The organism is Burkholderia sp. AU18528 (genome assembly GCF_002223215.2).
GTDB lineage: Bacteria > Pseudomonadota > Gammaproteobacteria > Burkholderiales > Burkholderiaceae > Burkholderia > Burkholderia semiarida.
Map to the genome: position 1 here is coordinate 715,456 of NZ_NKFC02000004.1, position 21,026 is coordinate 736,481.

General features: G+C 68.5%; 17 protein-coding genes. 10 read left to right on the plus strand and 7 right to left on the minus strand.

The genetic code is table 11. The features are described 5' to 3' along the window. Nucleotides 1-9: 9 nt before the first annotated feature. Genes CFB52_RS06075 through CFB52_RS06095 form a run of 5 tightly spaced genes read right to left on the minus strand, consistent with a single transcriptional unit; the run spans nucleotide 10 to nucleotide 4,927 of the window. The gene (locus CFB52_RS06075) at nucleotides 10-1,041 is read right to left on the minus strand and encodes an ABC transporter ATP-binding protein (RefSeq protein ID WP_099316245.1); all 1,032 of its coding nucleotides are present in this window, start codon (nucleotides 1,039-1,041) and stop codon (nucleotides 10-12) included. Nucleotides 1,042-1,065: 24 nt separating this feature from the next. Then, nucleotides 1,066-1,962 (minus strand): ABC transporter permease, encoded by an 897-nt coding sequence (locus CFB52_RS06080; RefSeq protein ID WP_099316246.1) that lies wholly within the window; start codon nucleotides 1,960-1,962, stop codon nucleotides 1,066-1,068. A 10-nt stretch (nucleotides 1,963-1,972) separates the two neighbouring features. Beyond that, the gene (locus CFB52_RS06085) at nucleotides 1,973-2,797 is read right to left on the minus strand and encodes an ABC transporter permease (RefSeq protein ID WP_099316247.1); all 825 of its coding nucleotides are present in this window, start codon (nucleotides 2,795-2,797) and stop codon (nucleotides 1,973-1,975) included. Nucleotides 2,798-2,814: 17 nt separating this feature from the next. Further along, on the minus strand, nucleotides 2,815-3,843 hold the full coding sequence (locus CFB52_RS06090; RefSeq protein WP_099316248.1) for an ABC transporter substrate-binding protein: 1,029 nt from the start codon (nucleotides 3,841-3,843) through the stop codon (nucleotides 2,815-2,817). Nucleotides 3,844-3,901: 58 nt separating this feature from the next. Further along, entirely contained in the window at nucleotides 3,902-4,927 is a 1,026-nt protein-coding gene (locus CFB52_RS06095; RefSeq protein WP_059573916.1) for a substrate-binding domain-containing protein, read from the minus strand. Between the two features lie 896 nt (nucleotides 4,928-5,823). Here CFB52_RS06095 and CFB52_RS06110 point away from each other — a divergent pair. The 7 genes from CFB52_RS06110 (at nucleotide 5,824) to CFB52_RS06145 (ending at nucleotide 14,630) form a co-directional block, all read left to right on the plus strand. Next, nucleotides 5,824-6,450 (plus strand): flavin reductase family protein, encoded by a 627-nt coding sequence (locus tag CFB52_RS06110; RefSeq protein WP_059573915.1) that lies wholly within the window; start codon nucleotides 5,824-5,826, stop codon nucleotides 6,448-6,450. A 417-nt stretch (nucleotides 6,451-6,867) separates the two neighbouring features. Further along, nucleotides 6,868-8,100 (plus strand): 3-methyl-2-oxobutanoate dehydrogenase (2-methylpropanoyl-transferring) subunit alpha, encoded by a 1,233-nt coding sequence (locus CFB52_RS06115; protein WP_059573914.1) that lies wholly within the window; start codon nucleotides 6,868-6,870, stop codon nucleotides 8,098-8,100. A gap of 2 nt (nucleotides 8,101-8,102) precedes the next feature. Then, entirely contained in the window at nucleotides 8,103-9,143 is a 1,041-nt protein-coding gene (locus tag CFB52_RS06120) for an alpha-ketoacid dehydrogenase subunit beta (protein WP_059573913.1), read from the plus strand. 1 nt (nucleotide 9,144) lies between these two features. After that, nucleotides 9,145-10,458 (plus strand): dihydrolipoamide acetyltransferase family protein, encoded by a 1,314-nt coding sequence (locus CFB52_RS06125; protein ID WP_099316250.1) that lies wholly within the window; start codon nucleotides 9,145-9,147, stop codon nucleotides 10,456-10,458. A gap of 4 nt (nucleotides 10,459-10,462) precedes the next feature. After that, complete coding sequence (lpdA, locus tag CFB52_RS06130; RefSeq protein WP_099316251.1) at nucleotides 10,463-11,854, plus strand: dihydrolipoyl dehydrogenase; 1,392 nt, start codon at nucleotides 10,463-10,465, stop codon at nucleotides 11,852-11,854. Nucleotides 11,855-12,177: 323 nt separating this feature from the next. After that, nucleotides 12,178-12,807: an NAD(P)H-binding protein gene (locus CFB52_RS06135; RefSeq protein ID WP_099316252.1), complete on the plus strand. Its 630-nt coding sequence runs from the start codon at nucleotides 12,178-12,180 to the stop codon at nucleotides 12,805-12,807. A gap of 392 nt (nucleotides 12,808-13,199) precedes the next feature. Further along, on the plus strand, nucleotides 13,200-14,630 hold the full coding sequence (locus CFB52_RS06145) for a cytosine permease (protein ID WP_059573909.1): 1,431 nt from the start codon (nucleotides 13,200-13,202) through the stop codon (nucleotides 14,628-14,630). Nucleotides 14,631-14,700: 70 nt separating this feature from the next. On the opposite strand, the gene CFB52_RS06150 is transcribed toward CFB52_RS06145, so the two are convergent. Next, nucleotides 14,701-15,657, minus strand: coding sequence for a LysR family transcriptional regulator (locus CFB52_RS06150; protein WP_050015147.1), 957 nt, complete (start codon nucleotides 15,655-15,657; stop codon nucleotides 14,701-14,703). A 189-nt stretch (nucleotides 15,658-15,846) separates the two neighbouring features. Between CFB52_RS06150 and CFB52_RS06155 the strand changes: the two genes are divergently transcribed. From CFB52_RS06155 to CFB52_RS06165, 3 genes are read left to right on the plus strand one after another with little or no spacing between them, the layout of a single operon-like run. Further along, the gene (locus CFB52_RS06155) at nucleotides 15,847-17,157 is read left to right on the plus strand and encodes an MFS transporter (protein ID WP_059573908.1); all 1,311 of its coding nucleotides are present in this window, start codon (nucleotides 15,847-15,849) and stop codon (nucleotides 17,155-17,157) included. A 31-nt stretch (nucleotides 17,158-17,188) separates the two neighbouring features. After that, complete coding sequence (locus tag CFB52_RS06160; protein ID WP_099316253.1) at nucleotides 17,189-18,460, plus strand: Zn-dependent hydrolase; 1,272 nt, start codon at nucleotides 17,189-17,191, stop codon at nucleotides 18,458-18,460. Nucleotides 18,461-18,484: 24 nt separating this feature from the next. Then, nucleotides 18,485-19,507, plus strand: a complete 1,023-nt coding sequence (locus tag CFB52_RS06165; RefSeq protein ID WP_099316254.1) for a histone deacetylase family protein — start codon at nucleotides 18,485-18,487, stop codon at nucleotides 19,505-19,507. Between the two features lie 102 nt (nucleotides 19,508-19,609). On the opposite strand, the gene CFB52_RS06170 is transcribed toward CFB52_RS06165, so the two are convergent. After that, nucleotides 19,610-20,815, minus strand: a complete 1,206-nt coding sequence (locus CFB52_RS06170) for an MFS transporter (RefSeq protein WP_099316255.1) — start codon at nucleotides 20,813-20,815, stop codon at nucleotides 19,610-19,612. Nucleotides 20,816-21,026: the final 211 nt, after the last annotated feature.

A 21,026-nucleotide genomic window follows, 5' to 3' on the forward strand; every position in this document is an offset into this window, starting at 1 on the left:
ATCGGCGGCTTACGCGCCGAGCGCGATCAGGCCTTCCGGCGCGATCGTGAGACCGACCGCCGTGCCGCGCGCGAGCGCGATGCGGCCCGGTACGTCGATCACGAGCGCGTCGGGCGCCGCATGCTCGATCGTGAGCCGCGTGCGCTCGCCGAGGAACGCGCATGCGCCGACCGCCCCGCGCAGCGGCGCGTGCGCGGGATCGGCGAGTTGCGCGTCCTCGGGGCGGAAGAACCATTCGTCGGCCGCATGCGGCGTGACGATCGCGCCGCCCGTCGTTGCGAGCGCCCCGTCGCGCCATTGGCCCGCCAGCCGGTTCAGCGTGCCGATGAAGTGCGCGACCGTGCGGTTCGCGGGGTGGTAGTAGATCTCGCGCGGCGTGCCGATCTGCTCGATGCGGCCCGCGCCCATCACGACGATCCGGTCGCCGAGCTCCATCGCCTCGGCCTGATCGTGCGTCACGTAGACGGTCGTCACGCCGAGCGCGCGCAGCAGCGCGTTCATGTCGCGGCGCAGCACGTCGCGCAGCTTCGCGTCGAGCGCGGTCAGCGGTTCGTCGAGCAGCAGCACGCGCGGCCGCACCGCGAGCGCACGCGCCAGCGCGACGCGCTGACGCTGGCCGCCCGACAGTTGATCGATCGGTTTGTCCGCATGCGCGTCGAGCCGCATCATCGCGAGCAGTTCGTCGACGCGTTCGCGCAACGCGCGCGGCTCGGTCTTGCGGATCTTCAGCCCGTAGCCGACGTTGCCGCGCACCGTCAGGTTCGGAAACAGCGCGTAGTTCTGGAACACCATGCCGACCTGCCGGCGCTCGATCGGCAGCGCGGTCACGTCGTCGTCGCCGAACGCGATCGTGCCGCCGGCGTCCGGCGTGTCGAGGCCCGCGATCAGGCGCAGCGTGGTCGTCTTGCCGCAGCCGGACGGCCCGAGCAGCACGAGCGTTTCCCCGGCGCCGATCGACAGGTCGAGCGGCTCGAGCACGCGTGTGCCGCGGAACGTCTTCGCGCAGCCGGTCAGGGTGATGGGCGTGGAATCGAGTTTCATGGAATCGGTAAAGTCAGCACAGGGTCAGCGCGGGCGCTTCTTCAGCGCACGCGTACCGGACGGATCGACGCCGAGCCACTGCATCGCGACGAGCAGCGGCAGCGTCATCAGCAGGAACAGGATCGTGTACGCGCTGCCGACTTCGAGCCGCAGCGACGCATAGGTATCGGCGAGCCCGACCGGCAGCGTCTTGGTGTCGGGCGTATGCAGCATCCACGTGAGGTTGAACTCGCCGATCGACAGCGTGAGCACCGCGAGCGCGCCGGCGACGATGCCCGGCCGCAGGTTCGGCAGCACGATCGTGACGAAGCGCGTGACGAACGACGCGCCGAGGCTCGCCGCGCCTTCCTCGAGCGTGCGCAGGTCGGCGCCGGCCGCAACCGCCGCGACCGCGCGCACCATGAACGGCAGCGTGAACACGACGTGGCCGACGACGATGAACCACAGGCTCATCCGGAACGCGGTGAAGCCGCCGTACACGACCAGCAGCGCGAGCGCCGAGGCCAGGCCCGGCAGCGCGACCGGCAGCACGAGCGCTTCCTCGATCGCACGCGCGACGCGGCTCTTGCTGCGCGCGAGCGCATAGCCGGCCGGCACGCCGATCGCGAGCACGATCGCGAGCGTCGCGAACGCGACGTAGAGCGACAGCGCGACCGAGCCGTGATACTGCTGCCACACCTGTTCGAGCCAGCGCAGCGTGAGGCCGCTCGACAGCCCGCGGAAATAATTGACGGTGAGGCCCGCGAGCACCGACATCACGACGGGCACGATCAGGAACGCGCACAGCAGCAGCGTGACGCTCCATTGCAGCGCGGCGATCGCGCGCGCGCCCGTGACGCGCGGTGCACGTCGTGCGACGCCGTTCGCATGCGACGGAGCGGGCGCCGACGACAGCGTGGAAGAGCCGGAAAGCGATTGCATGAAGGAATCCTCAGGCCGCGGCGGCGGCGGTGTGGCCGGTGAAGCGGCGCGCGAGCGCGAGCACGGCCCAGGTGACGATGCCGAGCACGATCGACAGGCCGGCCGCCGTCGCGATGTTCGCGTTCAGCGTGAACTCGGTGTAGATCGTCATCGGCAGCACGTTCAGGTCGGTGGCGAGCGTAAACGCGGTGCCGAACGCGCCCATCGCGGTCGCGAAGCAGATCGCGCCGGCCGCGATCAGGCCCGGCGCGAGCGCGGGCAGCACGATGTCGACGAAGATGCGCCACGGCGACGCGCCGAGCGAACGCGCCGCTTCCTCGAGCGACGCGTCGAGCTTCGACGCGGCCGCGATCACGGTGACGATCACGCGCGGAATCGAGAAATACAGGTAGCCGATGAACAGGCCGGCAACCGAGTACGCGAACACCCACTTGTCGCTCGTGAGCTTCGCCGACAGCATGCCGATCAGCCCCTGGCGCCCGGCGAGCATGATCACCATGAAGCCGACGACGACGCCCGGGAACGCGAGCGGAAACGTGAGCAGCGCGAGCAGCACGCGCTTGCCGGCGAATTCGCGGCGCGCGAGCAGCAGGCCCGAGATCGTCGACAGCGCGAGCGTCGCGAGCGTGACGCCCGCGGACAGCGCGACCGTCTCGCCGAGGCTCTTCATGTAGCGCGCATTGCCGAGCAACGCCGCGTAGTGCGAGAAGAAGGCGCCGTCGGCGGACACCTGCACGAGCGACGCCATCGGCAGCAGCCAGAACGCGGCGAATACCGCGAGCGCCGGCGCGACGAGCGCGACGCGCCAGCGCAGCGGAAAAGTGAGGTCGAGCATCGGTTGCGTCCCGCGGCTTACTGCATCACTTGCAGGTACTGCTGGCCGAACGCCTGCTGGCCGGCCGCCATCTTGCCGAAGTCGACCGGCTTGGCGCGCGCGTATTCGCTCGCCGGGAGGAACTTCGCGGCGACGTCGGCGCCGAGCGCCTGCGCGCGCACCGGGCGCAGGTACGCATTGGCCCACAGCTTCTGGCCTTCGTCCGACAGCACGAAATCGAGCACCTTCCTGCCGTTCGCGTCGTGCGGCGCGCCCTTCACGAGGCTCATCACGTACGGCACCGCGATCGTGCCTTCCTTCGGGATCACGAACTCGACGTTCGCGTTGTCCTTGTATTTCGCGCGATAGGCGTCGAAGTCGTAGTCGAGCAGGATCGGAATCTCGCCGGACAGCACGCGCGCATACGCGGTCTGCTTTGGCACGATCGGCGCATTCGCCTTCAGCTTGCGAAACCAGTCGAGCGCCGGCTTGAAGTTGTCGAGGCTGCCGCCGAGCGCCTGGTTGACGGCGACGGCGCCCGCGTAGCCGACGAACGCGCTCGACGGATCGAGGTAGCCGACCATGCCCTTGTATTCGGGCTTCAGCAGATCGGCCCACGAGCGCGGCACCGGCTTGCCGTCGAGCGCGTCCTTGTTCACGAAGAAGCCGAGCGTGCCCGAGTGGATCGCGAACCAGTAGCCTTGCGGATCCTTCAGGTTCGCGGGAATGTCGTTCCAGTGCGCGGGCTTGTACGGTGCGATCACGCCCTTGTCCTTTGCCTGGAACGCCGACGACACGCCGAGGTAGACGACGTCGGCGACCGGACTCTTCTGCTCGGCGATCAATTGCGCGATCGACTGGCCCGAGTTCTTGTTGTCGAACGGCACGCGAATGCCGGTTTTCTGCTTGATCGCCGCGATCTGCGCGGCCCAGTCCGCCCATTCGGGCGGGCAGTTGTAGCAGATCGCCGTTTCGTCGGCATGAGCCGCGGGGGCGCCGGCGACGAGCGCGGCAAGGGCGAGCGGCGCGGCAATTGCGCGCAGCAGCGAGGTCAGGCGAAAGGACACGGTGGGTCTCCGGGCGAGTGGGAGGGTGATCGGTGTGCGTGGCGCGTGCGTGTTGCGATCAGGCCTTGCGCAGTTGCAGGTCGGTGGCGGGCGGCGCAATCGTCGCACCGTCGCGCACCGCATGCGGCAGGATCGTCGACGTGCGGTCGATCGCCGCGCCGCCGATGCATTCGACGAGACGCTGCCACGCGTGGCAGCCGATGTCGTGGTTCGGCGTCGCGACGCTCGCGAGCGGCGGCGCGAGCAACTCGCCGATCGCGATGCCGTCGAAGCCGAGCACCGACAGATCGTCGGGAATCGAGAAACCCGCGCGGCGCAGGCCGCGCATCACGACCATCGCGAGCAGGTCGTTGCTGCAGAAGAGGGCGGTCGGGCGCGTGGCGTGCGCGGTGAGATGCGCGAGCACCGCATCGGGCAGTTCGGGTGCGTTGAAGTCGACCTCGACGGGCGGCAGCGGGGCCACGCCGCTTTCCTCGAGCGCCTGCGCATAACCGAGATGACGCTGGCGCGCGCGATCCGATGCGGCGAGCGAACCGGCCAGCATCAGCACGCGGCGGTGGCCGCGCGCGGTCAGCAATTGCACGCCGTCATGGGCGGCGCGGCGGTTGTCGACCGACACCGACGGACGGCGCCGCGTGTCGTTGTGCATCAGCACGTAGTGCGGGCCGTCGCGGTCGAGCATGTCGAGCAGCGGGTGCGTGTCCGCATCGGCGACGGTGAGGATCAGCCCTTCGACGCGCTGCTCGCGCAGCGTCTCGATTGCATGACGCTCGCGCGCCGCATCGTATTCGGTGGTCATCAGGATCAACTTGAAACCGGCCGCGGTCGCGAGCGCGTCGATGCCTTGCAGGCAGTCGGCGAACACCGGGTTCGACAGCGTCGGCACGACGACGCCGACGAGCCGCGTGCGTTCGCCGCGCAGTTGCCGGCCGAGCGGACTCGGGCGGAACTGCAGCGTGTCGATGGCGGTGCGGATCGTCTGCAGCGTGGCGGGGCTGACGGTATGCGGCGCGTTGATCGCACGCGAAACGGTGGCGATCGAGAAGCCCGCGAGGGCAGCGACGTCCTTGATGGTCGAGGTCATGAAGTCATGCGATGTAAACGTTTTCGGCCGGGGAATTATCGAAAACGTTTGTGACTTCGCGATGACGCATGCGACGCTTGTTTCGCGAACGGCACGACACAAACGTCAGACGGTTGACGGCGTCGGACGACGCGCGACCGATTGTATCGACGGAGGCGGCGGCGCGGGATGAAATCGTCGGGCGTGCGGTGTCGGAGTCGTATCGGCGTCGAATGCGCGGGCCGAGGCGATGCGACGATGGCTGGCGTGGCGATGCGGCGCGGCGGAATAAGGGAACGCATGCGCCAAGCAATGGTAGAATCGCGTCCTCCCTCTTGCCGGGGTGATGAAATTGGTAAACATAGCGGACTTAAACGATTGAGTGCCCGGCCGGAAACGGTCGGTGCAGAACCCTTCAAATTCGGCGAAACCCCTGATGCGCGCATCGAGGCAACGCCGAGCCAAGCCTCGCGGCACCCGCGAGGAAGGTGTAGAGACTAGACGGGGGGCGCCTAAGGCGCACGGGCAGCGGTCACGCCCGCGCGCGACGGTGAAGGCATAGTCCAGCGCACGAACGGTTCTCGCACGCGAGGCCGGCTTTGAAAGAAGCAGTGTGACGAAAATCCGCCGCCTTAACTGGCTTGCCGGTTCGAGTCCGGTCCCCGGCACCATCGATTGCGTCGACGCGATTCGATAACGGTGTAAAAAACCCGCGAGAAATCAGCGCTCGCGGGTTTTTTATTGCGCGCACGCATGTGCGGCGGCACGCCGGCGTGGCTCGCGATGAGCTTCGCTGCGCCGAAAACGGCGCCATGTGATACTGGCACGCTCGTCGCGGCGTACGCCAGCGTCACCCTGGCGAACGCGTCCCCCGACCGCTTTTTCCCCATCGTTTGCCTCTCGCCAGACCACCCGTCATGACCGACTCGACCCATCACTATTACGAACCGTCGCAAGGCCACGGCCTGCCGCACGATCCGTTGAACGCGATCGTGGGCCCGCGCCCGATCGGCTGGATTTCATCGCGCGGCAGCGACGGCACGCTGAACCTCGCGCCGTACAGCTTCTTCAACGCGTTCAACTACCGCCCGCCGATCATCGGCTTTTCGAGCACCGCCGCGAAGGACAGCGTGCGCAACGTGCAGGAGACTGGCGAGTTCGTGTGGAATCTCGCGACGCGCGATCTCGCGGAGCGGATGAACCAGACCTGCGCCGCCGTGCCGTACGACGTGAACGAATTCGAACTCGGCGGCCTGACCGCGGTGCCGTCGCGTCTCGTGAATGTGCCGCGTGTCGCGGAAAGCGGTGTGAACTTCGAATGCAAGGTGACCGACGTGATCCGGCTGCGCGATCATCACGGTGTCGAGACGCCAGCCACGCTGGTGCTGGGCGAGGTCATCGCGGTCCATATCCGCCACGACTTGCTGAAGGACGGCATCTTCGACACGTTCGGCGCGGGCATCATCCTTCGTGCGGGCGGTCCGTCGGCGTACGTGCACGTGAAACCCGACAGCCGCTTCGACCTGTTCCGTCCCGACGCGTGATCGATCGCGCGCCGCAGTAAGCCGGCAACCGGGCGCACAAGCGCCCGAACCAGACGAAAGACCCCGCGGAGATCCCAGGATTTCTCCCGGGGTCTTTTGCTTCGTACCCTCACCTGATCGGGACGGCGCCGATCCGTCCGTTCCTCGATGCCCGCTCGTCGTCTCAGCCCCGGCGACGATGCGCTGCAGCAAACCCGTCCTTCGCCGCCTCCGCCCGCCGCACTCACGGGCCGCCGACCGCCGCCATGGCAAATCTGCTCACCACGAACGAGCGGCTTGGGCATCGACGCCCGCCGCTGCCAGGCATAAATTTCCAAGGTTGACGCGCTTATCCGCGCGTCAGCTCGCGCGCAGGCCGGCAACCGGCCCGCGCGTTCCCAAACAGCGTGAGACACAATCGAGCGTGGAGACGACACGATGAGCCTGTCAGAGCCATTGCGTCTGCATGTGCCGGAGCCCACCGGGCGCCCGGGCTGCAAGACGGACTTTTCCTATCTGCATCTATCGCCGGCCGGCGCCGTTCGCCGCCCGCCGATCGACGTAGCCGCGGCGGACACCGCCAATCTCGCCCGCAGCCTCGTGCGCGTGCTCGACGACAGCGGCAAGGCCGTCGGCCCGTGGGCGCCCGATCTCGACGACGCGCGGCTGATCGCCGGGTTGCGCGCGATGCTCAAGACCCGCATTTTCGACGCGCGCATGATGATCGCGCAGCGCCAGAAGAAAATCTCCTTCTACATGCTGAGCCTCGGCGAAGAGGCGATCGGCACCGCGCACGCGATGGCGCTGCGCGACGGCGACATGTGCTTTCCGACCTATCGGCAGCAGAGCATCCTGATCGCGCGCGACGTGCCGCTCGAACGGATGATCTGCCAGCTGATGTCCAACGAAGGCGATCCGCTGAAGGGCCGCCAGCTTCCGGTGATGTACTCGGATCGCGAAGCCGGCTTCTTCTCCATTTCCGGCAACCTCGCGACGCAGTTCATCCAGGCGGTCGGCTGGGCGATGGCGTCGGCGATCAAGGGCGACACGAAGATCGCGTCCGCGTGGATCGGCGACGGCGCGACGGCCGAAGCCGATTTCCACACCGCGCTCACGTTCGCGCACGTGTACCGCGCGCCGGTCGTGCTGAACGTCGTCAACAACCAGTGGGCGATCTCGACGTTCCAGGCGATCGCGGGCGGCGAGGGCACGACCTTCGCCGGGCGCGGCGTCGGCTGCGGGATCGCGTCGCTGCGCGTCGACGGCAACGACTTCCTCGCGATCTACGCGGCGTCCAGCTGGGCGGCCGAGCGCGCGCGCCGCAATCTCGGCCCGACGCTGATCGAGTGGGTGACCTACCGCGCCGGCGCGCATTCGACGTCGGACGATCCGACCAAGTACCGGCCGAGCGACGACTGGTCCCATTTCCCGCTCGGCGATCCGATCGAGCGCTTCAAGCGTCACCTGATCGTGAAGGGCATCTGGTCGGACAGCGCGCATGACGCGTTGACGGCCGAGCTCGAGGCCGAGGTGATCGCCGCGCAGAAGGAAGCCGAGAAATACGGGACGCTGGCCGACGACCGGATTCCGTCGCCGGCCTCGATGTTCGACGACGTGTACAAGGAGCTGCCCGCGCACCTGCGCCGTCAGCGCCAGGAACTGGGAGCGTGATCATGGCGCGACACGAAACGGATACGGCGACGCAGCCGATGACGATGATCCAGGCGCTGCGCTCCGCGATGGACGTGATGCTCGGGCGCGACAGCGATGTGGTCGTGTTCGGGCAGGACGTCGGCTATTTCGGCGGCGTGTTCCGCTGTACCGAAGGACTACAGAACAAATACGGCAAGTCGCGCGTGTTCGATGCGCCGATCTCGGAAGGCGGGATCGTCGGCGCGGCGGTCGGGATGGGCGCGTACGGATTGCGGCCCGTCTGCGAGATCCAGTTCGCCGACTATTTCTACCCGGCCTCCGACCAGATCGTGTCGGAAGGCGCGCGGCTGCGCTACCGCTCGGCCGGCCAGTTCACCGCGCCGATGACGATCCGGATGCCGTGCGGCGGTGGCATCTACGGCGGGCAGACGCACAGCCAGAGCCCGGAGGCGATGTTTACGCAGGTGTGCGGGCTGCGCACGGTGATGCCGTCGAATCCGTACGACGCGAAAGGGCTGTTGATCGCATCGATCGAGAACGACGATCCGGTGATCTTCCTCGAACCGAAACGGCTCTACAACGGCCCGTTCGACGGCCATCACGAACGGCCCGTCACGTCGTGGCTCAAGCATCCGGCGAGCGCGGTGCCCGAAGGCTACTACACGGTGCCGCTCGATACGGCCGCCATCGTGCGGCCCGGCAACGACGTGACGGTGCTGACGTACGGCACGACCGTGCACGTGTCGCTGGCCGCGGCCGAGGAGACGGGCATCGACGCGGAAGTGATCGACCTGCGCACGCTGTGGCCGCTCGATCTCGATACCGTCGTCGCGTCGGTGCGCAAGACCGGGCGCTGCGTCGTGGTGCACGAGGCGACGCGCACCTGCGGCTATGGCGCGGAGCTCGTATCGCTGGTCCAGGAACACTGCTTCTATCACCTCGAAGCGCCGGTCGAGCGCACGACGGGCTGGGACACGCCGTATCCGCATGCGCAGGAATGGGCGTACTTTCCGGGGCCGACGCGGGTCGGTGAAGCGTTGCGACGCGTGATGGAGGCGTGAGATGGGGATTCATGTCATCAAGATGCCGGATATCGGCGAAGGGATCGCCGAGGTCGAGCTGGTGGCCTGGCATGTGGAAGTCGGGCAGACGATCAAGGAGGACCAGCCGCTCGCCGACGTGATGACCGACAAGGCGGCGGTCGAGATTCCGTCGCCGGTGGCGGGCAAGGTGATCGGGCTGGGCGGCCGGATCGGCGAGATGATGGCGGTCGGCAGCGAGCTGATTCGGCTGGAAGTCGAAGGCGACGGCAACCTGAAGGCGGCGGCACCGGTGCGAGAAACGAAGGTAGAAACCGCACCGGTCGCGTCGGCGACGTCGAAGCCGGTGGCCGACGCACCGTCCGAGCCGCCCGAGCCGCCCGCGCATGCGGCGCCTCGCGCACCGGCGAAACCGCGCCGCGACGAACCGGCCGCGCAGCCGCGCGCGGCGCTCGCGCCGGGCGAACGGCCGCTCGCGTCGCCGGCCGTGCGTCAGCGCGCGTGGGACATGGGCATCGAGCTGCGCTACGTGCGCGGCACCGGCGAAGCCGGGCGGATCCTGCATGCGGATCTCGATGCGTATGCGCGTACCGGCGGCGGCGCGGGCGGTGCGCAACCGCGCGGCTACGACGAACGCCATGACCAAACCGACGTGCCGTTGATCGGCCTGCGGCGCGCGATCGCGCGCAAGATGCAGGAAGCGAAACGCCGCATTCCGCATTTCAGCTACGTCGAGGAAATCGACGTCACGGAGCTCGAATCGTTGCGCACGGAACTGAATCGCCGCCACGGCGACACGCGCGGCAAGCTCACGCCGCTGCCGCTGCTGATTCGCGCGATCGTGATCGCGCTGCGCGATTTTCCGCAGATCAACGCGCGTTTCGACGACGAGGCGGGCGTCGTCACGCGCTACGGCGCGGTGCACATGGGCGTCGCGACGCAGACCGACGGCGGTCTCACGGTGCCCGTGCTGCGCCATGCGGAAGCGCGCGACGTGTGGTCGATCTCGGCGGAAATCGCGCGGCTCGCCGACGCGGTGCGCGCGAACCGTGCGCAGCGCGACGAACTGAGCGGCTCGACGATCACGATCTCGAGCCTCGGCGCGCTCGGCGGCATCGTGTCGACGCCGGTGATCAATCATCCGGAAGTGGGCATCGTCGGCGTGAACCGGATCGTCGAGCGGCCGATGATCCGCGACGGCGCGATCGTCGCGCGCAAGATGATGAACCTGTCGTCGTCGTTCGATCATCGCGTCGTCGACGGCGCGGATGCGGCCGAATTCATCCAGGCCGTGCGCGCCGTGCTCGAACGCCCGGCGTTGCTGTTCGTGGAGTGAGCCGATGAAGAACGAACACACCACACTGCTCGTCATCGGCGGCGGCCCGGGCGGCTACGTGGCCGCGATCCGCGCCGGCCAGCTCGGCATCCCGACCGTGCTCGTCGAACGCGACCGGCTCGGCGGCACCTGCCTGAACATCGGCTGCATTCCGTCGAAGGCGCTGATCCACGTGGCCGACGCGTTCGAACAGGCGTGCGGCCACGCGGGCGAAGGGGCGCTCGGGATCCGTGTGCGCACGCCGGAGATCGACATCGCGAAAAGCGTCGCCTGGAAGGACGGCATCGTCGAGCGGCTGACGCGCGGCGTCGGTGCGCTGCTCAAGAAGAACGGCGTGCGCGTGCTGCACGGCGAAGCGCGCGTGATCGACGGCAAGACCGTCGAAGTCGTCGCCGGCAGCCATACGGTGCGGATCGGTTGCGAACATCTGTTGCTCGCGACCGGGTCCGAGCCGGTCGAGCTGCCGTCGATGCCGTTCGGCGGACACGTCGTGTCGTCCACCGAAGCGCTGTCGCCCGCGACGCTGCCGAAGCGGCTGGTCGTCGTCGGGGCCGGCTATATCGGGCTCGAACTCGGGATCGTCTATCGCAAGCTCGGCGTCGACGTCAGCGTCGTCGAAGCGGCCGAGCGCGTGCTGCCCGCGTACGACGCCGAACTCGTGCGGCCGGTTGCCGATTCGCTCGCGCGGCTCGGCGTGCGGCTGTGGCTCGGCCACAAGGTGCTCGGGCTCGACGCGCACGGCGCGGTGCGCGTGCAGGCGGCCGATGGCGCCGAGCAGACGTTGCCGGCCGACCGCGTGCTGGTTGCCGTGGGCCGCCGGCCGCGCGTCGACGGGTTCGGGCTCGAGACGCTGATGCTCGATCGCAACGGCCGCGCGCTGCGGATCGACGACGCATGCCGGACCTCGATGCGCAACGTGTGGGCGATCGGCGACGTCGCGGGCGAGCCAATGCTCGCGCATCGCGCGATGGCGCAAGGCGAGATGGTGGCCGAGCTGATCGCCGGCCGGCGCCGCCGGTTCACGCCCGCGTCGATTCCAGCCGTGTGCTTCACCGATCCCGAGATCGTGACGGCCGGCTGGTCGCCGGACGACGCGCACGCGGCCGGCGTCGATTGTCTGAGCGCGTCGTTTCCGTTCGCCGCGAACGGGCGCGCGATGACGTTGCAGGCGACCGACGGATTCGCGCGCGTCGTCGCGCGGCGCGACAATCATCTGATCGTCGGCTGGCAGGCGGTCGGGCGCGGTGTATCGGAGCTGGCCGCGGCGTTTTCGCAGTCGCTGGAGATGGGCGCGCGGCTGGAAGACATCGGCGGCACGATCCACGCGCATCCGACGCTCGGTGAAGCGCTCCAGGAAGCGGCGTTGCGTGCGCTCGGGCATGCGCTGCATGTCTGACGTCATCGCCTGACGGGGCGCCGCCGGTGCGTCACGCACGTATCGGCGGCGCTCGCGGCGTCTGATGCACTTCATGTTGTTCATCGGTATCGGCACGCGCCGGTCCCGAAGCCGATCCGGTTGCCCGTACTCGCACGCCGGGTCGGGAACGCGCGCAACGGCAGCGCCGGCCGCGCCGCATTCGATCGCACCCGACAGCGCCGTAATTTTTCGAGACGAGGGGAGGGTTGCCGCCGCCGCGTCGGCCGACGATCATGTCGATAGCCGGAAACCGGGCCGCCTGGGTCCGCCAACGCAGGCTCCCTCCACACGGAATAGCGGACATGAAACTGCTGCTCGTCGGTGCGACCGGACTCGTCGGGCGCCACGTCCTCGAAGCCGCGCTGGCCGATGCGCGAGTCGATCAGGTGATCGTCCTCGCGCGCCGGCCGTTGTCGCCGCATCCGAAGATGCGCGCGCTGGAAGTCGATTTCGACCATCTGCCCGACGCGGCCGACTGGTGGCGCGCGGATGCCGTGATCTGCACGCTCGGTACCACGATGCGGGCGGCCCGTTCGCAGGCGGCCTTCCGGCGCGTCGATCACGACTATCCGCTCGCGGTCGCGCGGCTCGCGCACCGGCACGGCACGCCAACCTACGTGCTGAATTCCGCACTCGGCGCGGATGCTGCTTCGCGGATCTTCTACAACCGCGTGAAGGGCGAGGTCGAACAGGCGCTCGCCGGCGTCGGGTTCGATTCGCTCACGTACGTGCGACCGGGCCTGATCGGCGGCAGCCGCGACGAGTTTCGATTCGGCGAACGGCTGCTGGTGTTCGCGCTGAGCGCCGCCGCACCGGTGCTGCCGGTGAAGTGGCGCGTGAATCCCGCGTCGCGGATTGCGCGCGCCTTGCTCGACGCGGCGATCGACGCACGGCCGGGCGTGCAGGTCGTCGCATCCGACCGGCTCGTCTGACGCGGCGGGGGCGGTGCGCTCGGCAGGCCATTCGTCCGCGCTTGCGGTGCAGTGACGGCTGCGCCCGATCGACCGCCCCCGGCCAGCCGAACTTTCATTTTCCCGACATCCGGCTCGCGCCGAAACTGCGCGGGCGCGCCGCAATTGCCGGGACGATTTCGAAAATCCGTCGATACCGGGTAATCACCGATATCTCGTAAGTTGTATATACAAGATCATCCGCTGGCAATGTCGGCACCCATCGTGCCGCTTGCGCGCCAGCGTGCGGACCATGCGCGCGTGGTGCATGCCGGCGATCCACGGCGCCCGCATTCGCGGAGCCGAAAGAGTGGCGCGCAGCTTCCTGTCCCGTTCAAACCATGTGTGGTCCTGAGTATTGTGGAGATCGACCCGTGTCAACGAATTCCAGTGGAAAAGCCGGCGGACTGATCGAGGTACGCTCGATCGACTTCATTCCCGATGCCGAGCGCCACGGCGGCCTGCTGAGCCAGTTCACGCTGTGGCTGTCGGCGAACATGCAGATCACCGCGATCGTCACGGGCGCGCTCGCGGTCGTGCTCGGCGGCGACGTGTTCTGGTCGCTGGTCGCGCTGCTGCTTGGCCAACTGGTCGGCGGCGCGGTGATGGCGCTGCACGGCGCGCAGGGGCCGCAGCTCGGGCTGCCGCAGATGATCTCGAGCCGCGTGCAGTTCGGCGTGTACGGCGCGATGATTCCGATCGTGCTCGTGTGCCTGATGTACATCGGTTTTTCCGCGAGCGGCTCGGTGCTGGCCGGGCAGGCCGTCGCGCAACTGCTGCACGTCGACGACGCGGCCGGCATCCTGCTGTTCGCGGCCGTGATCGTCGTGCTGACCGTGTTCGGCTATCGCGCGATCCACTTCGTCGGCCGGATCGCGAGCGTGGTCGGCATCGTCGCGTTCATCTACATGTTCGTGCAACTGTTCGCGAACCACGACGTCGGCGCGCTGCTCGCGAACAAGCATTTCTCGCTGGCGAGCTTCCTGCTCGCGATGTCGCTGTCCGCGTCGTGGCAGATCGCATTCGGCCCGTACGTGGCCGACTATTCGCGCTACCTGCCGCGCGCGACGTCGTCGGTCGCGACGTTTCTCGCGGTCGGCCTCGGCTCGGTGATCGGCGCGCAGGCGGCGATGGTGTTCGGCGTGTTCGCGGCCGCGCTCGCCGGCAGCCAGTTCGCGCACCATGAAGTGTCGTATATCGTCGGCCTGGGCTCGACGGGCGCCGTGGCCGCGCTGCTGTATTTCAGCATCGCGTTCGGCAAGGTGACGGTGACGGCGCTCAACGCGTACGGCAGCTTCATGTCGATGGCGACGATCGTCAGCGGCTTTCGCGGCAAGGGCGCGGTGTCGTCGAAGAGCCGCCTCGCGTACATCCTCGGGATGATCTGCGTGTCGACGCTGATCGCGCTCGCGGGCCGTCATTCGTTCCTGAAGGAATTCACCGCGTTCATCCTGTTCCTGCTCGCGTTCTTCACGCCGTGGAGCGCGATCAACCTCGTCGATTACTACTGCTTCACGCGTTCACGCTACGACGTGCCGGCGCTGTCCGATCCGGACGGCCGCTACGGCCGCTGGAACGGGATGGCGATCGCGATCTACGTGGTCGGCATCCTGGTGCAACTGCCGTTCATGTCGACGCACATCTACACGGGGCCGCTCGTCGACGCGCTCGGCGGCACCGACATCTCGTGGATCCTCGGCCTCGTCGTGCCGGCCGTGCTGTATTACGTCGGCGCCCGCGCGTCGCGACGCAGCATTCCCGAACGCCTGATTCTGCCGCTCGAACGCGGCGAGGTTCACCACTGACGACACGTCTCGCGCATCGGGCGGGCACGCCGCCGACTCGAGCGCCGGGCCGGGCGCTGCCCACGGGCCGTCACTTCCCCAGTCGCTCCGCGAGCGAGTAGCGCTGCATGCAGCGCTCCATCGCGTCGAGAAACGCGTGCTCGGCCGCATTCATCTTGCGGTCGCGATGCCATAGCAGGAACACGTCGACGTCGACGAGCCCGTCGTCGGGCGGCAGCCGCCACAGCCGCTGCTGCGCGATGTCGTCGCGCACGATGTGCTCGGGCAGGCAGCCGATCCCGTAGCCGGCGAAGATCAGCCGACGCACTTCGTCGAGGCTCGGCGACGATGCGACGATACGCCCCGTGAAACCCTTCTGGTCACGGAACACGGTGAGCGGCGACAGGCTGTCGCCGATCTGGTCGCTCGTGAACGACACGAAATTCTCCGCTAGCAGATCGTCCATCCGCAATTGCGTCTGCCCGAACAGCCGGTGATGGCGGCCGCAGTAGATCGCATAGCGCTGGCGCAGGAAGCAGCGCATCTCCAGCTTGTCGTGCGGCGTGCGGCACAGACCGAGCCCGGCCGTGGCCGTTTTCTGCAGCAGCGACGACAGGATGTCCGACGAGCGCATTACTTCGATCTGCAGATCGATACGCGGATACGCGCGATGGAAATCCGCGAGGAATTCGTCGTAGACGGGCGATTCGATGCGGCTCACCGTTAGCAGCCGGATCGAGCCGGTCAGGTCGGCCGTGCTGTCGTCGATTTCGGTTTCGAGGCGCGAGATGCCGCCGTAGATATCGCTCGCGATCCGGTACACGGCTTCGCCGGCCGGCGTCGGCGCGAAGTGCGCGCCGCGCCGCTCGATCAGCCGGCGCTCGAGCGTCTCCTCGAGCCGCCGCAGCGCCTGGCTCACGGCCGGCTGCGTGACGTGCAGGCGGGCCGCCGCGCGGCTCACGCTGCGCTCCTGCATGATCACCAGATAGGTGCGCAGCAGGTTCCAGTCGAGGCGGTCGTTCAGGAACGGGGCGAGATCGGGGCGCATCGGGTCTCCGGGCAGGGCGGCGGCTAGTCATTAGTTGAATTTATACGGCGAATAATAACTTGAAATTTGACTAATGATTTGCGGCCACCGATAAAGGAGGGGCGCCGCAGCGTGCGGCGCGAGGCCGCGACAGACGGCCGTCGTCACGATATTGCGTGCCGCCCGCCGCGGCGCGCGTCAGGAGCCCGCATGAGCCAGTCCCTTCCTTCCGCCCGCCAGCCGGCACGCGCCGCGACGGCCGCGTTCATCGGCACGATGATCGAGTGGTACGACTTCTACATCTACGCGACCGCCGCCGCGCTCGTGTTCGGCGAACTCTATTTCCCGTCGCACGACCCGTTCGTCAGCACGATGGCATCGTTCGCGACGTTCGCGGTCGGCTTCTTCGCGCGCCCGCTCGGCGGCGTGATCTTCGGCCATCTCGGCGACCGCATCGGCCGCAAGAAGGCGCTGATGACGACGCTGATGATGATGGGCGTCGCAACCGTGTGCGTCGGGCTGCTGCCCGCCTATTCGAAGGTCGGCATCCTTGCACCGGTGCTGCTCGTCGCGCTGCGCGTCGTGCAGGGGATCGCGGTCGGCGGCGAGTGGGGCGGCGCGGTGCTGATGGCGGGCGAGCATGCGCCGCAGGGGCGCCGCACGTTTTTCGCGTCGTTCGCGCAGCTCGGCAGCCCGGCCGGACTGATCCTGTCGCTGGTCGCGTTCCGCGCGGTCACGTCGATGGACAAGGCCGACTTCCTCGCGTGGGGCTGGCGCCTGCCGTTTCTCGCGAGCGCGGTGCTGCTCGTGGTCGGCATCCTGATCCGGCTCGGCGTGAACGAGTCGCCGGAATTCGCGCGGGTGAAGGAAGCCAACCGCACGGTGAAGCTGCCGGTCGCGGAAGTGTTCCGCTCCGCGTCGGGGCTTGTGCTGCTCTGCATCGGCGCGAACACGATCGGCATCGCGGGCGTCTATTTCACGAACACGTTCATGATCGCGTACACGACGCAGTATGTCGGCGTCTCGCGCTCGCTGATCCTCGACAGCCTGTTCGCGGTCGCGATCATCCAGTTCTTCGCGCAGCCGCTCGCCGCGTGGATCGCCGAGCGCATCGGCGGCGCGCGCTTCCTGAAGCTCGCGGCGCTGCTCGCGATGCTGTCGCCGTATCCGATGTTCATGCTCGTGCAGGGCGGCACGTCCGCGTCGCTGATCGCCGGCATCGCACTGGCCGTCGTCTGCATGGCCGGGTTCTATTCCGTGATCGCGGGATTCGTCAGCGACGTGTTTCCCGCGCACGTGCGCTATTCGGCGATCTCGCTCGCTTACCAGATTTGCGGCGCGATCGCGGGCGGCCTGACGCCGCTCGTCGGCACGTGGCTCGCGCATCGCTTCACGGGCCAGTGGTGGCCGCTCGCGGTGTTCTACACGTGTCTCGCCGGCGTTTCGCTGCTCTGCATCGTCGCGCTCGACGCGCGCCGTGCCGCGCAGCCGGCCGCCGCCGAAGCGCTCGGCTCGCATTGACCCTCAACGCACGAATCGATACGGGATTCTTATGAATGACCTGCTGGAAATCGACGGCGCCCGCCTGTGGCAGAGCCTTGCCGACATGGCGCGCGTCGGCGCGACGCCGCGCGGCGGCGTACGGCGCCTCGCGCTCACCGATGACGACCGCCGCGGGCGCGACCTGTTCGCACAATGGTGCCGCGACGCGGGGCTGACGGTGAGCGTTGATGCCGTCGGCAACCTGTTCGCGCGGCGCGACGGCGCCGATGCGCACGCCGCGCCGGTGCTGATCGGCAGCCATCTCGACACGCAGCCCGAAGGCGGTCGCTTCGACGGCGTGTACGGCGTGCTCGCCGCGCTCGAACTCGTGCGCACGCTGAACGACGCGGGCATCGCGACCGACAAGCCGCTCGAGATCGTGTCCTGGACCAACGAGGAAGGCGCGCGCTTCGCGCCGGCGATGCTCGGCTCGGCCGTGTTCACGGGCGCGTTGCCGCTCGACGATGCGCTCGCGAAGCAGGACGCCGACGGCGTCACGCTCGGCGCGGCGCTCGACGCGTGCGGCTACCGCGGCACGCGCGCCACGGGCGGGGCGGTCGATGCATATTTCGAGGCGCACATCGAACAGGGCCCCGTGCTCGAAGCGAACGGCACGACGATCGGCATCGTCACGGGCGGGCAGGCGATCCGCTGGCTCGACGTGACGGTGACGGGCGTGGCCGCGCACGCGGGCACGACGCCGATGCCGTATCGCAAGGATGCGTATTTCGCGAGCGCGCAAATCGCGCTCGAACTCGAGCGGATCGTCGCCGGTTACGCGCCGCGCGGGCTCGCGACGATCGGGCAGGTCGGCATCCGCCACGCGTCGCGCAACACGATTGCCGGCGACCTGACGTTCACGGTCGACCTGCGTCATCACGACGATGCGGAAGTCGATGCGATGGAGCGCGACCTGGGCGACGCCTGCGCTCGCGTGGCCGCCGCGCGTGGCGTGCAGGTGTCGGTCGAGACCTGCTGGCGCAGCCCGGCGACGCCGTTCGACCGCGAGTGTGTCGGGCTGGTCGCGCAGGCTGCTGCCGCGTTCGGCTACACGCACGAGCGGATCGTGAGCGGCGCCGGCCATGACGCAATCCTGCTCGCGCGCCGCTTCCCGACCGCGATGGTGTTCATCCCGTGCGTCGACGGGCTGTCGCACAACGAAGCCGAGGATGCATTGCCCGACGACGTGACGCGCGGCACGAACGTGCTGCTCCATGCGGTGCTGGCGCGCGCGGGAATCGCGGCGCGCGTCGACGCGGCGGCGGCCACGCACGATGCCTGAAACGGCAAATCGATGAGGATCCCGATGAAAACCTATTTCCATCCCGAACAATTGCTGCACCACCCGCGCAGCTACCTGTCGCGCGGCCGGATGCGCGAGCCGCAGGAAGTGCCCGAACGCGCGGCGCGGCTCGTCGCGGCCGTCCGGTCGCTCGACTTCGACGTGCGCGAGCCGGCCGACCGCGGCACCGCACCGATCGCGGCCGTGCACGACATGAACTACCTGCGCTTTCTCGAGGACGCGCACCGCGACTGGAAGCAGATGCCCGACGACTGGGGCGACGAAGTGATGTCGAACGTGTTCGTGCGCGATCCGAATCCATTGCGCGGCGTGCTCGCGAAAGCCGCGCGCTATCTGGCCGACGGTAGTTGCCCGGTGGGCGCGAACACATGGCGCGCGGCGTACTGGTCCGCGCAGGGCGCACTGGCGGCCGCGGCCGACGTCAACGACGGCGCGCGCGAAGCGTACGCGCTGTGCCGGCCGCCCGGCCATCATGCGCGCCGCGACGCGGCCGGCGGCTTCTGCTACCTGAACAATGCGGCGATCGCCGCGCAGGCGCTGCTGGGCCGCCATCGGCGCGTCGCGATCCTCGATACCGACATGCATCACGGGCAGGGCGTGCAGGAGATCTTCTACGGCCGCGACGATGTGCTGTACGTGTCGATCCACGGCGACCCGACCAACTTCTACCCGGTCGTCGCCGGTTACGAGGACGAGACGGGAACGGGGGCCGGCGACGGCTTCAACCTCAACCTGCCGATGCCGCACGGCGCGCCGGAGTCGGCGTTCTTCGAGCGGCTCGACGACGCGCTGCGCGCGCTCGCGCGGTTCCAGCCCGATGCGCTCGTGCTCGCGCTCGGCTTCGACATCTACAAGGACGATCCGCAATCGCAGGTCGCGGTCACGACCGACGGGTTCGGGCGGCTCGGCGGCGCGATCGGCGCGCTCGGGTTGCCGACGGTGATCGTGCAGGAGGGCGGCTATCACGTCGAGAGTCTCGACGCGAACGCACGCGCGTTTTTCGGCGGGTTTGGCGCTCGGCGCTGACCGGGCCGTCGAACCGAGCGCACGCCGAAAATGAAAACGGCCGCATGGCGCGGCCGTGAGCATGCATGCGGAAGATTCCAGATGGCCCGGGCGTGCCCGCGCTTACGAATTCGCGGCGGCCGACGAGCGGCGGCGCTGCGTGATCTGCAGCATGACGAGCACGAGGCCAGCGGCCGCGATCAGCGCGCCGACGAGCGGCACCGCCGCGTAGCCGAATCCGGCCGAGATCGCCGCGCCGCCCGCGGCGGCGCCCAGCGCATTGCCGAGATTGAACGCGCCGATGTTCACCGCCGATGCGAGGCCCGGCGCTTCATGGGCCGCGCGCATCACGCGCATCTGCAGCGGCGGCACGACCGCGAACGTCGCGATCCCCCAGACCAGCAGCGTGACGGCGGCGCCCGCATGCGTGGCCGCAAGCAGCGGGAACGCGGCCATCGTCGCGATCAGCAGGAACAGGAAGCCGATCAGCGTGCCGTCGAGCGAGCGGTCGGCGAGGCGTCCGCCCGCGATGTTGCCGATCGAGAAACCGACGCCGATCAGCACGAGCATCGCGGTCACGAAGCCGGGCGTCGCGCCCGTCAGGTGTTCGAGTGTCGGCGCGACGTACGTATAGAGCGTGAACATCGCGCCGGCGCCGAGCACGGTCGTCCCGAGCGCGCCGAGCACGACCGGGCGCGTGAGCACGGAGAGTTCGGCACGCAGGTCGGGCATCTTGCCGGCTTCACCTTTCGGCAGCGCGGCGAACAGGCCGGCGATCGCGATCAGGCCGAGGCCCGCGGTCGCGGCGAACGACATGCGCCAGCCGATGATCTGGCCGAGCCAGGTCGCGGCCGGCACGCCGCCGACGTTCGCGATCGTCAGGCCCATGAACATTGTCGCGACCGCGCTGGCCTGCTTTTCGCGCGGCACGAGGCTTGCCGCGACCACCGAGCCGAGCCCGAAGAACGCACCGTGGTTGAGGCTCGTCACGAGACGTGCGAGCAGCAGCGTCGTGTAGTCCGGCGCGACGGCCGACAGCAGGTTGCCGATCGTGAAGATCGACATCAGCGCGATCAGTGCGGAACGGCGCGACCAGCGCGCGAGCAGCAGCGTCATCAGCGGCGCGCCGACCATCACGCCGATCGCATACGCGCTGATCAGCATGCCGGCTTGCGGAATCGACACGTGCACGCCTTCGGCGATCACGGGCAGCAGGCCCATCGGCGAGAATTCGGTCGTGCCGATGCCGAACGCGCCGGCGGCAAGCGCCAGCAGCGGCAGCGCGGCGCCGCCGCCGGCGCGGGAAGGAGAGGAAGTCGTGGGGTTCACGCGGTGGGCTCCTGTGATCGTGGGACAACGGCACGAAGCCATTGAGGACAGCCGAAGTGTGCCTGTATTACTTTTGCGGAAAAAGCCGCATTCGGACGAAATTATCTTGATTTGATGTCAACAATGCAGGGCGCGGGGAGGTGTGCGCGCCGTGGCCCTCGGATGGTGCTTCGACGGGACCGGCATCGCACAAGGGGCTGGAAAGCGTCGA